The 14,766-nt window shown below is 37.6% G+C and carries 11 protein-coding genes; 1 reads left to right on the forward strand and 10 read right to left on the reverse strand.

What is annotated here, in order from left to right; translation table 11 throughout:
• Nucleotides 1-56: 56 nt before the first annotated feature.
• The 7 genes from thrS to ACAN52_RS15760 all read right to left on the reverse strand — a co-directional run bounded on the left by thrS (nucleotide 57) and on the right by ACAN52_RS15760 (nucleotide 7,860).
• The gene (gene thrS / locus ACAN52_RS15730; protein WP_378955868.1) at nucleotides 57-1,967 is read right to left on the reverse strand and encodes a threonine--tRNA ligase; all 1,911 of its coding nucleotides are present in this window, start codon (nucleotides 1,965-1,967) and stop codon (nucleotides 57-59) included.
• A 350-nt stretch (nucleotides 1,968-2,317) separates the two neighbouring features.
• Nucleotides 2,318-3,202, reverse strand: coding sequence for a sporulation protein YtxC (gene ytxC, locus ACAN52_RS15735; RefSeq protein WP_378955869.1), 885 nt, complete (start codon nucleotides 3,200-3,202; stop codon nucleotides 2,318-2,320).
• 83 nt (nucleotides 3,203-3,285) lie between these two features.
• On the reverse strand, nucleotides 3,286-3,612 hold the full coding sequence (locus ACAN52_RS15740) for a GRAM domain-containing protein (protein ID WP_378955870.1): 327 nt from the start codon (nucleotides 3,610-3,612) through the stop codon (nucleotides 3,286-3,288).
• 57 nt (nucleotides 3,613-3,669) lie between these two features.
• Entirely contained in the window at nucleotides 3,670-4,908 is a 1,239-nt protein-coding gene (locus tag ACAN52_RS15745; RefSeq protein ID WP_378955871.1) for a DEAD/DEAH box helicase, read from the reverse strand.
• A 78-nt stretch (nucleotides 4,909-4,986) separates the two neighbouring features.
• The gene (locus tag ACAN52_RS15750; protein ID WP_378955872.1) at nucleotides 4,987-6,144 is read right to left on the reverse strand and encodes an MFS transporter; all 1,158 of its coding nucleotides are present in this window, start codon (nucleotides 6,142-6,144) and stop codon (nucleotides 4,987-4,989) included.
• A gap of 211 nt (nucleotides 6,145-6,355) precedes the next feature.
• Nucleotides 6,356-6,511, reverse strand: a complete 156-nt coding sequence (locus tag ACAN52_RS15755; protein WP_378955873.1) for a hypothetical protein — start codon at nucleotides 6,509-6,511, stop codon at nucleotides 6,356-6,358.
• A 107-nt stretch (nucleotides 6,512-6,618) separates the two neighbouring features.
• A complete protein-coding gene (locus ACAN52_RS15760) occupies nucleotides 6,619-7,860 on the reverse strand; it encodes a hypothetical protein (RefSeq protein WP_378955874.1) in 1,242 nt (413 codons plus the stop codon).
• A 223-nt stretch (nucleotides 7,861-8,083) separates the two neighbouring features.
• Here ACAN52_RS15760 and ACAN52_RS15765 point away from each other — a divergent pair, with 223 nt between their 5' ends.
• On the forward strand, nucleotides 8,084-8,779 hold the full coding sequence (locus tag ACAN52_RS15765; protein ID WP_378955875.1) for a response regulator transcription factor: 696 nt from the start codon (nucleotides 8,084-8,086) through the stop codon (nucleotides 8,777-8,779).
• 123 nt (nucleotides 8,780-8,902) lie between these two features.
• On the opposite strand, the gene ACAN52_RS15770 is transcribed toward ACAN52_RS15765, so the two are convergent.
• The 3 genes from ACAN52_RS15770 to ACAN52_RS15780 all read right to left on the reverse strand — a co-directional run bounded on the left by ACAN52_RS15770 (nucleotide 8,903) and on the right by ACAN52_RS15780 (nucleotide 14,752).
• The gene (locus ACAN52_RS15770) at nucleotides 8,903-10,924 is read right to left on the reverse strand and encodes an ATP-binding protein (RefSeq protein WP_378955876.1); all 2,022 of its coding nucleotides are present in this window, start codon (nucleotides 10,922-10,924) and stop codon (nucleotides 8,903-8,905) included.
• 28 nt (nucleotides 10,925-10,952) lie between these two features.
• On the reverse strand, nucleotides 10,953-14,000 hold the full coding sequence (locus ACAN52_RS15775) for an EAL domain-containing protein (protein WP_378955877.1): 3,048 nt from the start codon (nucleotides 13,998-14,000) through the stop codon (nucleotides 10,953-10,955).
• 290 nt (nucleotides 14,001-14,290) lie between these two features.
• Complete coding sequence (locus ACAN52_RS15780; RefSeq protein WP_378955878.1) at nucleotides 14,291-14,752, reverse strand: pyridoxamine 5'-phosphate oxidase family protein; 462 nt, start codon at nucleotides 14,750-14,752, stop codon at nucleotides 14,291-14,293.
• Nucleotides 14,753-14,766: the final 14 nt, after the last annotated feature.

Consider the following 14,766-nt stretch of genomic DNA (forward strand, 5'->3'; position numbering starts at 1 on the left):
GTACTGGATTAGTATACCATTGAAAAAAATCAAAGTCAAGCATGTTTTTGATTTTTTTACTGTTTTTCTTGTATTTCTACAAGGAGATTGCTAATAAATTCTTGGGCATCCTGAGAACCAATATCTCCTTGTCCACGTTTACGTACTGCAACAGTGCGGGATTCAATTTCTTTATCCCCAACAAGAAGAATATATGGTACTTTCTCCATTTGCGCTTCACGAATTTTATAACCAATCTTTTCACTGCGATCATCCACTGCCACACGAATTTCTTTGCCAAACATCACTTCTTCTAATTCCCGTGCATATTCAACATGACGATCAGTAATTGGTAGTATTTTAACTTGTACAGGTGACAACCATGCAGGGAATGCACCAGCATAATGCTCAATCAAAATACCAATAAAACGCTCAATGCTGCCATATGCCACACGATGAATCATTACGGGACGATGTTTTTGACCATCTTCACCCACATAAGTCAGATCAAATTTTTCAGGCATTTGCATATCCAATTGGATAGTACCACATTGCCAAGTCCGGCCAATAGAATCCCTCAAATGAAAGTCAATCTTAGGACCATAAAAAGCTCCATCGCCTTCATTAATCCGATATGGCAAACCACGTTCATCCAAAGCCTCACGTAGCGCATTGGTTGTCAGCTCCCATACTTCATCAGACCCCATCGCTTTAGCTGGTTTAGTGCTCAGTTCAGCATGATAGGACAAGCCAAAAGTGCTATATACGGTATCAAACAAATCAATAACACCTTGAATCTCTGTTTTAATTTGGGACGGCAACATAAAGATATGAGCATCATCTTGAGTAAAGCTTCGTACCCGCATCAAACCATGCAATGCTCCAGAAATTTCATGACGATGAACCAGGCCAAGCTCTGCTGTACGTAATGGGAAATCTCGGTAACTATGGTGATTCGTACGATAGACTAAAATCCCCCCAGGACAGTTCATGGGTTTAACCGCAAATCCTTCATCATCAATTTTCGTAAAGTACATATTGTCACGATAATGATCCCAATGACCTGACTGTTGCCACAATTTTTGATTTAGAATAATAGGAGTTTTAATCTCTTGGTAGCGATATTTAACATGCAGTTTGCGCCAAAAATTTTCAAGTTCATTACGAAGAACCATACCTTTAGGATGGAAAAACGGAAAGCCTGGACCCTCTTCCTGAATACTAAACAAATCCAGTTCTTTTCCAAGTTTACGATGATCACGTTTAGCAGCCTCTTCGAGCATTGTCAAATAGGCATCTAAATCAGCTTTTTTTTCAAAAGACGTACCATAGATCCGTTGCAGCATCTTGCGTTTTTCATCACCACGCCAATAAGCTCCAGCTACGCTTTGTAATTTGATTGCTTTTACTTTGCCTGTTGAAGACAGATGAGGACCTGCACACAAGTCAACAAACTCCCCTTGCTTGTACATGGAAATAATAACATCCTCTGGCAAATCTTGAATTAACTCTACCTTGTAGGTTTCGCCTAATTCTGTAAACAAAGCAATCGCCTCTGCACGACTGACTTCAAGTCTTTCAATTGGGAAATTTTCTTTCACAATTTTTTCCATTTCAGCTTGAATTTTCCCTAAATCTTCTTGAGTAAAAGCTGAAACTGCATCAAAATCATAATAAAATCCATTAGCAATGGCAGGTCCAATGGCAATCTTTACATCACCAAATAAACGTTTTACAGCCTGCGCTAAGATATGGGATGAAGTATGGCGGAAGGCATCACGCCCCTCAGCATCTTCAAATGTAACAAATTCAACTTGAACATCCTTCTCTAACTTAATAGGCAAATCAGTAACACGTCCATCAACTTTCGCCGCTACTGCACTTTTTGCCAAGCTCCGACTGATGGATGCAGCAAATTCAGCCAATGTAGTACCTTGTACAACCTCACGCTGACTTCCATCTTTTAATGTAATTTGTATCATACTCATATTTTTTTCCTCCTTGAACATTATTTTTGCAAAAAAATAAACTCTCATCCCATAGGGACGAGAGTTGTAACTCGCGATTCCACCCTGATTGGCCAAAGCCTCTCTCATATTTTGATAACGGGAACGACCCCGGCGCAACTTACCATTTTACACCATACAGAAAACTCTCTATGACACAAAATATTCAGCCGAACAGTTTAAAGGTGGTAACAATAATGATGTTTGTTAAAATGCTCACAGCCTATGGCATTTTTTCTCTGAAACAACATTTTCACGATTGTCGTGTCCTTTGCATTACTTTTAGCAATTTAATGATTTTAGAATAATAATATCCATTTTTATCATCATTGTCAATAACAAAAATCACACCTTTCACAAATCATAACCCGCCCTGGGAAAATGTTTTTGATTGTTTCCACCACACTTTGTGTCACAGAATTATTACAATGATGTATGTGCACAACAACATGATAAGGAGCAATCGTAATCAACGCCGTAATCAGTAAATCCTCATAATTAATTTGCTCACTTCTTTGCAACAAAAAACTTTCAAAATTTTGATTATCAATAGATTGGCCTTGGTCATCAACAATCTTATACAGCCCCTCCTGAACAACAATCACATGAACTTCTTCTACTTGTGGTTCTTGAATATCGACAAATCCACGCAAGACATGAATAAACTCTTTATATTCTAAGTCCATCATATAATCATCTGCTGCCTTATCCACGATCTGCATCAACTTTTCTCGATATTCTTTTAAACGGAAATTGATAAACCCTTCTAAGACTAACTCATGGTGATTATCAAGATATTCAATAATTTTTTCCAGTATTTGAGTGCAACGTGTAGCCATACTAAAATCCACAATCACGCCATTACTATCACTTAACAACTCCAACGTATGGTCATAAATAACCTTACGTTCCTCTTCAGTATAATAAGCATAATATTGGTCAATCATTTTTTTCACAATTTTCTTTTCTTCTCGTACAACAATAAATTCGGCTAGCATTTTAGCAACGTGATTTTTCATTGAATTCTTGATCCGCTCATAATTACGAAAGGACAATTCGCCTTCGATTACATTGCAGCCAATAAAAGTATAGTGACCTTTATTAATTTCATCAATTGCTACTCGAAAACCATCTTGTATCAAGGTTTTACAATCCAATTGCAATCTTTCGCGTATTTCCTGAGTTGTTCCCTTTAAACCAACAGAAAGTAATTTCACCACCCTCACTCCCTTCTTGATCTATTATATGTATTACATGATAAATGCATACAAAAGAAGAAAAGCAACCTAAATTAGGTTGCTCATACGATGATCTGTATTTGTCTATTGATTTCATCAAACCACTCGCCACTGCCCTTGACTACGAACTTCAACTTTCGTTCTTTGATCGTTAGCACATTTAAGACATTAGGAATCACAAACAATGACTTTCCCTTTGTTAGTTCTGCAATGTGGGCTAGCGGCACCTCTTCCATATACTTATGAGTAATATCAAGCAGGTATCCTACAAACACCAATCTTTCCGTTGTCAAATACAAAGCACCACTAAAAGCTTCACCATCACATTGCAAACTGACAAGACCTTTTTTTATAATATTCTCACCTGTTTCTATTGGAAAACTATACACACTATCCCCCCATTCTCTCTGATTCCATGCCAAATCAATCGCCTATTCAAAAAACACTTAGTTCTTGTTCGTTTTAGCCTGTGCAGGTTTTGCTTTAATCTTATTCATATTTTTAGGTCTAACCTTTTCACTCGCCTTAGCTGGATCTGCCTTTGTTACTTTATCGAGAATTTTTCCATTAGCCATATATTTTGCTGCAATCTTTAGGTTTAATAATTTTTCATATTTATGAATCACGGGAAGTTCAGGTTTATCGATAATACTGATTGCAATACCACTCTTTCCAGCTCTGCCTGTCCGTCCTACACGATGCAAATAAACCTGTGGATCTTCTGGCATGTCCAAATTGAATACGTAGTTAACACCTGTGATATCCAGCCCACGCGCCGCCACATCAGAAGCAACCAACAATTGAACTTTGCCTTTACGAAAATCTTCCAAGGACTTTTTACGATCACCTTTAAAGGAACTGCCATGAATACCTGCAGCTTTGAGTCCATGATATTCAAGTTTGGCTGCAGTCGTTTCAATTTCTTCACTTTTATTGATGAAAATCAGCACTCGTTCACCATGAATCAGTGCTACAATTTTTCTGAGCATTTCAATTTTATCCCGTTGCTCTGCCATAAAATATAAATGAGTAATATCTGGCATATCACCAACTTGTCCTTCAATGGTCAGCACTTCAGGCTCATGCATAATTTTTTGAGCTTGCACGAGGGTTTCTGGTGTGATCGTTGCTGAAAAAAGCATAATCTGACGATCTTTTAGCGTCGTTTTGATTACAGCTTTCACGCTATCTACATTACGTTCATCAAATAAGCGATCAGCTTCATCAATGACAATGGTTTTAATTGTTTGGGAGGTAATTTTCTTTTTTTGTATTAATTCTAAAATCCTACCACTCGAACCCACTAGAATATGTGGTCGTTCTTTCAGCTTATCAATTTGCCGTGCAATATTTACATTGCCAATAATCGACGTTGACGTTACAGGCAGACCTGAGTTCTTGGCTAGCACTTCAACTTGTCGTAATATCTGAATGGCTAGTTCATGAGTCGGAGCAAGAATCATAGCCTGCATTTCCCGTTTCGTTGTATCAATTCTTTGAAATATAGGTAATAAGAAAGCTAATGTCTTACCTGTACCCGTTGCCGATTGACCAATAATATCCTTGCCAAGTAGTGCCAAGGGAATGACCTGAGTCTGTATTCCTGTAGGAACATCAATTCCTGCGGCATGAAGTCCTGCCACGAGCGGGCCACTCAGACCTAATGTATCAAATGATTCTGTCATGATTTACTCCTCTTTTACCTCTTTACTTTATGTATTGAATTACTATAACGGTTTTCTGATTGCATTGCAAATAGAATTTTAACTCTTTTGATAAAAGAAGGCCATATAGTAATAAATCGTACAAACTAGTACGACGAATGTCGACACGATAAATAATGCCTGGTAACCGAAGAAATCCGCTACCCCACCCAAAACAGACGCTCCTAGAGCAAAACCCACATCACCTGAAGCCGTCAAAATACTAAGAGCCGTCCCTCTGTTCGCTGGCTGCGTGTGATTGACCACAAACCCTGCCATCGAAGGAAAAATAATACCAAAACCTAAACCAATGAGTATGCCTGCAATTGCAAAAATGAAACCATTTGCGCTAAGAGCAAGAATTGCCATACTAAAAACATTGAGAAAGCTTGCAATTAAAGCCGACTTTTCACTGCTCCAACGCATATTGATATATTGTACACTCATTCGTACCGCCACTACAGCCACTGTAAACGTCACAAAAAATATAGAATAGGATGTGACATGTTGACTAATTGCATAAAGTGGCACATAGGTGAAACCTGCACTAAATGTAAAATTAGAAGCAAATTGACAAACAGTCGGTACAAACACTTCTTTAGACTTCAGTACGACTCCAAAACTTGCCCGTTTTTTCTGAGAAAAGGGCGGAATTGCGATTGTACGCACGGCAAAAAAACAAGTTGCCATGGCCAGCGTTGCTAAACTGAGAAAAACTAAGGGATGGAAATCCAAAATATGAAAGAGAAGTGGCCCACCGCTCGCTGCAATGCCCATACCTACCATTGTAAAAACTGAGTAAAAAGCAACGGCACTCTCTGCATACTGACCTGACCCAATACTGCTAGCAAAAGTTACAGCTGCTGTTCCATAGAAACTCGAAGCTATACCTTGTAATAATCGGGTAAGTAATAAAGGGATAAACCCACTCGTCCAAATAAACGCTGAAATACTAATCATTGTCAATACTTGACCAACTAGAACCAGGGGATGACTCCCATGCTTATCAACACTTTTCCCCGCCCATGGCCTAAAAATCAAAGCCCCAAAGGCTGAAATTCCTATAATTAAGCCAATTTGGCTATCACTTAACCCTTGTCCTTTTAAATACACTGGTAAAATAGGGCTTAGCAAAGTCGATCCAAATACTGTTAGCATTTGTGCGATTGCAATCCCTTGGAATTGCTTGTTCATAAAGACATCTTTTAAATTCCCCATAGATAACACCTTATTGTTTCTTACAATCCTTCCCACTTATTCGAAAAAATATCACCATTATATTACCCAATTATCTTGTATTTATCTTTACATTCGACAAAAACCCTTTTTTACCTTTGGAAAACCATTAGATAATTACCTTTTTTTGCCTTATTAATATTTTAGCAACTAAAAAGTCGCTCTACTTTTCAAGTAGGGCGACAAATGACTCTTATAAATTGGGTAGCCAATTATTTTTTTTGCCCTCTTCGGGTTTTATGCCATCTTTAGGTTTTATATCTTCTTCATTGGTAGTATTCAGCATTTCAGTTACTAACTCAGCATCAGAAATACTAGAGAACATACCAGGAATCAGTGTTTTTTTCAAAAACATCACCTCCTCGTGATAGTTTCTCCAATATCAAAATTTTAATTACTCAACTTTCATTATATGAATTAAAAGGTCTATTTTCTTTACATTGGCAAGAAATATTCTTACATTGTGAAAAGATACATGATTTTCAGATCATCTGGTGGATTCTCTTGGCCCAAATTTATTTTTTCCCAATTCATTTTAGATTTTGGATCGAAGGAACAAATGACGCGATCATCAGGTGTAAAAAAAGCGACCACCCCTTCAAAACGCATTTTTCCATTAGGGTAAAGTTTCTGAATTTCTGCCCATGATGATCCTGCATGTAATCCTTTCGCCGTCTTGAATTCTGAGGAAAATGCCATAATTTGATAAATTTTCCCTTTGTCATCCAATATAATTTTGAGAGCTGGATGATTATCATCAGCCGAATCTAGATATACATTGACAACGCGACTTATTGTCCCTTCACCAGCAGGCTCCTCTTTCTCAATAATACGTCCTTGATAAGTATCAGTAATAATCCTTTTCGCATCATTAATGGTCAGATCTCGACTCAATAACCCCACTCTTCCATGACCAACTCTATATAAGGCTGCATTACCAGCGCCTACATCTTCACCAATCACTTCGATTGCCTTTGGTTTTTGACTTTGCATTTTTTTCCACAATTCACCATCTAAATTAATAAAATTACTCATTTTAGCATAAGGCACATTGTATCCACTAATTGCGCCTTGAGCATATGAGGGGATTGAATACACCCTCATGGAATTCTCCAATAACAAAAAAGACTTTTCATTTCCCACCCATGAATCACTAAATGTTTTATTCGTCCATCCATCCCAAAGACTTTCAATTTTAATTCGATAGCTACTATCATAAGCTGAGCAAATCTCTTTAATTTTGCTCTCAAAATCAACATTACTTTTAAAAAGATCTTCAATTTTATAGACTTTTCCCGTCGTTAAATCAATATGAATGCCACAATCAATTTTATTCGGACGAGCTGCCCCTGGTGTAAAACTATTACCTCTGAAATGGAGACCTAGCAAATTAGAATTATAAAATGAGACCTCTACATCACCATAAAGAGAGCTATTAGCAGAAGGATTCGCAAAAGACAATATAGTCGCTTTCAAATTACTATTAATCGTATCTTGTAAATCTAGATTTGTCATTCCTCTCACTTGAGGAAGAAACACCTTACTAACGTTTAGCAAATATGGGGTTTTCACGATTTTTATGACCGCCGCTTCTTGCGTGAGAGAATGGCCAGACGCTGTCCCCACTTTACCACAGCCACTTATGATTGCCGAAAGAAAAATTGCAAGAATAATTGCGCCAAATAATCTTTTGGACATCACTGTTTCCTCCTTCCTACTTGGGAGTCTATCTAATTAAATTATATCAAAAAAAATTCTGACAATTTTAAACAAAGTTTAAACTTTTTTCTAAAATCTTCTTAAAAAGATTCATTTTTATTCTTAAAATGACATTTAATGATCTTATATTTTTAATATAAATTGTCGAATAAAAAAAAGGAATATACTTACAAAAGAAGAAATATATATCTGAGGTGTTTTTATGTCACAACAAAAAATTCTAATTATCGAAGATGACAAGGAAATGAATGAAATCATTTACCTTTATTTAACTAAAAGTGGCTTTAAATGTTTTCAGGCTTTTGACGGAAATGACGCTCTCATACAAGCCCGTGAATACTCCCCTGATTTGATCATTCTCGATGTGCAATTACCTGGAATAAACGGTATCAATATATGTCGCATCCTACGCCAGGAAACAGATATCCCAATTTTTTTCCTAAGCTGTTGCACAGAAGAGCATGACAAAATCAAAGGCTTAGAAGCCGGCGGGGATGATTATATTGCTAAACCTTTTAGTTTAGCTGAGCTACAGGCCCGCGTGAAAGCTGCTCTGAGACGTAGAGGGTTACCTGATATGCCAACTATACGTAAACAATGTTTAGAATTTCCAGGGTTAAAGATCGACCTTGTCAAATCACTCGTGATACTTAATGGTGCAGTGATCGACCTCCCCCAAATGGAATTTCAACTATTAGTAAGATTAGCACGCAATCCTGGATGGCCCTTTACAACTGAGCAACTTTTTTCTTCGGTCTGGGGTGCTGACAGCATTGATACTCGTACAGTTGCCGTCCACATCAACCGTTTACGCAAAAAACTAGAACAAAATACTGACAAACACGAATACATCATTACTGTTTGGGGTAAGGGATATCAATTTAATAGCCAGTTATAATAACAACGGATAATATTGCAACATTACAATCACACAAATATAAATAGCCCTATGGAACAGACTCATCAACAGTCTATTCCATAGGGCTATTTTACAAAATTCTAAAAGCAAAAATATCATTTTTTATATGACAGGTAAGGTAAAGCAAATGGTACAACCTTGACTTATTGTTGTATCAACCCAGATATGACCGCCATGAGCTACTACAATTTCTTTCACAATAGCTAACCCTAAACCACTGTTTTCTGACGAAGTTTCCCGCGCCTCACTGCCACGATAGAAACGTTCAAAAATATTGGGGATATGCTCAGGCGCAATTCCTATTCCATCATCAGCCACCTTTAGTAGCACCATCCTATCAGGATTTTTTCCATCACTCCAACTATCTAACAACTCACAACTAATCGTAATGCACCCACCTGGTTGGATATATCGTATTGCATTGCTAATCAGATTCGCAAATACTTGATCCAACCGATCCGTATCAGCTGATACCATCACATTCATCGCCACGTCATTTTGATATTCAAACCCAAAACCAGCATTTTTCACATCAAATAGATATCTTTCAAAAATCTTTTCGACGATTTCTTTTGCAGCGACCTTCGACATCTGAAAACCGGCCTGCTGGGATTCGATTTTTGTTAGCTCAAAAAGATCCTGAATGAGTCGATTGAGCCCAAGCATTTTGGAATGAATTCGTTTTAAATAATTTTGTTGTTGTTCTGGCGTTTCTGCAAATCCTTCTAAGAGTAGCTCTACATGTCCTAAAACAGAGGCAACTGGTGTCCTTAAATCATGAGATATATTCCCGAGCAGGCGCCGACGAGACTTATCCATGATCTTCAGTTCTTCTGTTCGCGTATCCACCATTTTTTCCAGACTCTCTGAATATTGTTCCACTTTCTTGTGCAACCGCAAAAATCGATTCGTTAGAAGAATCGTTTGAGAAAAGATAAATATCGCCACTCCCCAGGTTGCCATATATTGAGGTATATGTGGATAATATTGTCGGGCAGCCTCCAATATCCCACTACTAAAAGAAATCACACTACCTAAAAACATAATAATCGCATCTTTATCTTTCCTGGCTAACTTATAAAACAAATATAAAATACCGATACAACTAGAACCGATAATGATCCAATTATTTAAGTAGGCATCAACATATTCCCACCCTCGAATATCCTTATATAACATTAAACCCAAAACGAGTAATCCAGCATACAACAGTAAACCTTTGGTCATATAAGCAAACTTTCTTTCCACCTGCGTGCATGGGATGCTCCGTGGTAGTAATTCATAAGTAAATCGTAAAAAAAGCGGCACAACAAAAAATACAGCACTATAATATAATCGGAAATCACACTGTCTCTCAATGCCAAGTATGTATCGCCATTGAGAAACGTAAAAAGTATAAATCCCCATATCGAGAGCACCTAATCCAAAAAAAAGATACTCCCACTCCTTCGGTCTTCGTACAAAGAAAAATAAAACACATACACTTAATATGATAAAACTACCACTAAAGATAAGCACTGCCGCTTCAGCACGGATAAGCTCCGTCCAAAGCTTTTCATAATCACCTAATACTACTTTCCCCTCATAGATCCCTATGTCGCCGTCACTCCCACCTTTGACACGTACTGACACTAAGTTATATCCGCCAAAATGCAAAATTTCATTCGGTATTTGATAAATCTGCACTTTTTCAATAAATAGATTATACGTGCCTGGAGAACCACTAGCGCCAATCATAGATCCATTAACAAACACTTCATGATAAAAAGCGATCTTTCCAAGTTCTAGCCCCAAATTAAACATCGGTTTATCAAAAGGAATATAAATCCATTTTCGATACCATACATAGCCACTCGATTGTGTCACGAATTGCTCATCTTCATTGGCGGGGACTTGTATAATCCGCCAGTTCGAATCATCATAACTAGGGTCTCCAAATGCACGCTGATCAGCCTGCATAACCTTCCAAGATCCAGCAAGAGAGATGGGATTATCGTCAATTCCTTTGTCTGCAGTGGCCTGTGGTTGACTATAAACTAGCCCTATGAATGAAAAATGTACAAATACAAAAACCAATAAAAACATTTTCATCATCAAAAATCGTTTTTCTATGTGACTAGCCATATATCAATCTCCCAGCAAAGAAGGTTCATCATATCACAATATGATTTCGCAATAACACTAAGATTTCTTCTTCTGGTACAGGTCTACTGAATAGATAGCCTTGTATTTGATCACATTGTTTTTCCTGCAAAAACTGTTGCTGAGCCATGGTCTCCACACCTTCAGCTACGACTATAATCCTTAAGGCATGTGCCAACTGAATCAAAGCACCGACAATCGCTCCACTACCAATATCGATAGCCACATCATCGATAAATTGCTTATCAATCTTCAGTGTATTAACAGGCAAAGATTTTAGATAAGCCAAGGATGAATATCGCGTCCCAAAATCATCTAAAGAAATTTTGATTCCCAGGGTACGCAGATGCTCAATTTTAGTTATATATTTATCTAAATTCTCCAATAACACGCTTTCTGTTATCTCTAATTCTAAACATTCTGCAGACACTCCCATGCCAGCCTTCATAATGGTCATAATCTGCTCAACAAAATCTTGCTGCATTAACTGGTGACCAGAAATATTCACTGCAACCGCCAGACCTTGGTAACCATTCTCATGTAGCCGATTAATAAATCGACACGCCGTCTGCAGAACCCACTCCCCAATCGGCAAAATTAACCCCGTCCTTTCCGCAATCGGAATGAAACGGTCAGGAGATACCAAACCAGATTTGGGATGTTTCCAGCGAATAAGTGCTTCAAGACCAGCAATCTTTCCAGTCAAAAGTTCAACTTTGGGTTGATAATAGAGTAAAAATTCTTCGCGACGGATAGCCTCTCGCAAATCATTCGCCATCTGCATACTTTCTTGTACAGCATCTTGCAATAAAGAATCAAAAAAGCAATACCCTCCTTTTTTCGTCATTTGAATTTCGTGCAAGGCAATATAGGCATTTTTCAATAATTCATCCATATCCTCACATTGCTCAGGATAAATGACACTCCCAATGCTGACTGAAAGATGAAAACGAGCATTCCCTACTATGAAAGCCCTTTTAAATAATTGCATAATTCTATCGATAAAAGCAATACTATCATCTCGATTACTCACACCAGGTAAAAGTAAAGCAAACTCATCTCCACTAATATGCGCTACTGTATACTCTCTTCCAGCAAGAGTGCGCAATCTTTGGGCAACCTCAATTAAGGCCGCATCCCCACACGGATGACCAAAAGAATCATTCACTAATTTGAAGTCGTTGATTCCAATCAATACCAAACTACCACATGCTTCTTTTGTGCGGGCCAATGTAAGTTGCTCTTTGATTCGATTTGTGAGCAATGCACGGTTAGGCAATCCTGTGAGCGCATGATGAAAAGCTATATGACGAAGTTTCTCTTCATTTTCAAAAAGTGTTACCTCAGCTAATTTCCGTTCGCTAATATCGCGAATAACACCTAATATGCCAAGTAAATCTCCCTCTGAATTATAAAGCCCACCAACAACGGCCTCAATCCATACAATTGAACCATCTTTTCGTATTTGCTCTAGCTCTAATCGATTTCGTTTAACTCTCCGCCCCGCTTTCACAGTTGCATGGATTTGATGAAGATCGTTTGCGATCTTAGAAACAGAAGAGGAGGTAAAGACTTTTTCAATAGGCTGCTCCATCATTTCTTCTGGTGTATATCCCAATAGCTTTGTTATCGAAGGACTGAAGTAAGTAGGCCGATCTGATAAATCCAGTGTAAAGATCACATCACCGATATTCTCAGCTAATAAACGATAACGTTCTTCGCTTTGATGCGATATTTTTTCAGCTCGTTCTCGCTCTGCAAGTTCCTGCTTTAAATATCGAAATAACTGTACATTATGTAGTGCAGTACTAAGCTGACCACATGCAGCTATTAATAATTCTTGATCTTTTCCGCGGATTTCGCGCTCATTTTTATTCGCAATTGTAATCGTAGCAATCCCTTTTCCGTCAGCAATCAGGGGATAACTAGCGATATCTGTAAATCCACATTCTTCTGCAATTCTTTTAGTTTCAGTATCAAGTATATCTTTTAGCTTTAGAATCTGAGGCATTTTTGTTAGAATTGCACAACTATCAATCCCTTCCCCCATTCTTCTTTTACTAAGACTACGTGCTAGCTTTTCCGGCAAACCCAAGGAAGAATTAAGCAAGACATATTGCCCATCTTCAGAGACAAGGTTAAATACAATACAATCAACTTCTAGATGTTTTTGCAATATAATCAAAGTTTCTCTGATTAAAACTTCCATATCAAATCCTTGGGTTGTTTGTCTATAGATATCAAATAATACAGATAATCTTCGAAGATTCTTTTGCAATTGTTCATCCATCAACTTACGTTCCGTCACATCACGCGCAATCCAAAATACTTGTTCATCTGATAAGGGCGAAACGGTAGCCTCAAACCATACTATATGATCGTCAATCGTCAAACTATATTCCACATTGCTAGGCTGGCGTGTTTTCAAAACATATTGAATCAAAGTTAAGAAACTAGCGGCCTGAGAGTCAGGAAATACTTCATTTAAGGTTTTTCCAATTAACTCATCAGCGGAATGATAAGGAAAAGAAGGGTTAGAAGGTCCAATTTTAACATAACGTCCATGTATATCAAGAGCGAAGACGCTATCAGTCATTGCACCAAATAAAGCACGCAATTCTGTTTCTGAGGCTAAAACTTTCTCCTCGGCTACTTTTCGTGCCGTAATATCTTCAAGGTATAGCAAAATCATATCAGGAGGAAAAAATGAATATTTGGCAGCAAACTTTTTCTCTTCACCTGTCGCCCTGAGCACAAGAGATAGTTCTTCCTCAATCGCCGTACGAGTTGCAAAACAACGTTTCATTCTTTCAACAACATCTGATCGATCATGATAAAAATCAGTCGCTTTTGATCCTAATTTAGCACCAATTTTTCCTTGGGTCATTTTAGCGCCTGCACTATTGTAATCAGTAAAGATAAAATCATTGCCTACCGCTTGCCATGCAAATGTAGGAATGGGAATGGCATTAAAAAAAGCTTGGAGATTTCCATAATTTCCACGTATACCATTCACTTTATAACAATGCTGCTGCAACTGTTGCTCTGCATTTTCCATCTTTATAGCTCCTCATATTATTGTATTCAATCCGCTTTTGTAACATCTACATTTGCTATATCATGCTTCTGTAAGAATTTTCATACGATTTCTTACAGAAGCGCTCCTTATGAAAGATGATACTTCTCTTTATACAAGAAGAAATCATGAACATTTTAATGACAGATTTAGCTTCATTACTCTTTTATTTTTTATCTATCTATCCTTCACCACAAAAAGACAAAAATCCTGCTAATCTCGAAATAGATTAGCAGGATTTCATAAGTGAGATGAACACTTTAATGATATTTTTAGCGTTTTTTCTTACCTGTAATATGTTCTAAATCAATTCGAATCACTGAACATTTATCTTTGAAAGAATCAATCACTTTCATGCCCTTATCATAGTGTTCAGAGCTATATTTCCTCACTAATGCCTTTAGCATATCGATCTTTTCAGACCCTTCTACCAAATTTGCCCTTCCAAACACGATTACACTTTCATAGTTTGCAGTAAATGAACTAGGCACCAATTCAGAATATGCAACTACAGTAAAACATACCTTACTATTATCCAAAATATTATCCAGGATATGCCCTTCTAAAGCACAATGCAGATAAACAGCAGCATCTAAAATGATATAATTCAGCGGTAAGCCATATGGATATCCATCTTTATCGACTGTGGAAAGCACCCCATATTCCCCTCGTTCTAATATCTCCATTGCCTCATCATGAGTGACTTGTTTGTCAGTAGCACGAATACTTCTCATTATTGGAACCTCCT

The organism is Pelosinus sp. sgz500959 (genome assembly GCF_042610375.1).
Lineage (GTDB): Bacteria > Bacillota > Negativicutes > DSM-13327 > DSM-13327 > CTSoil-075.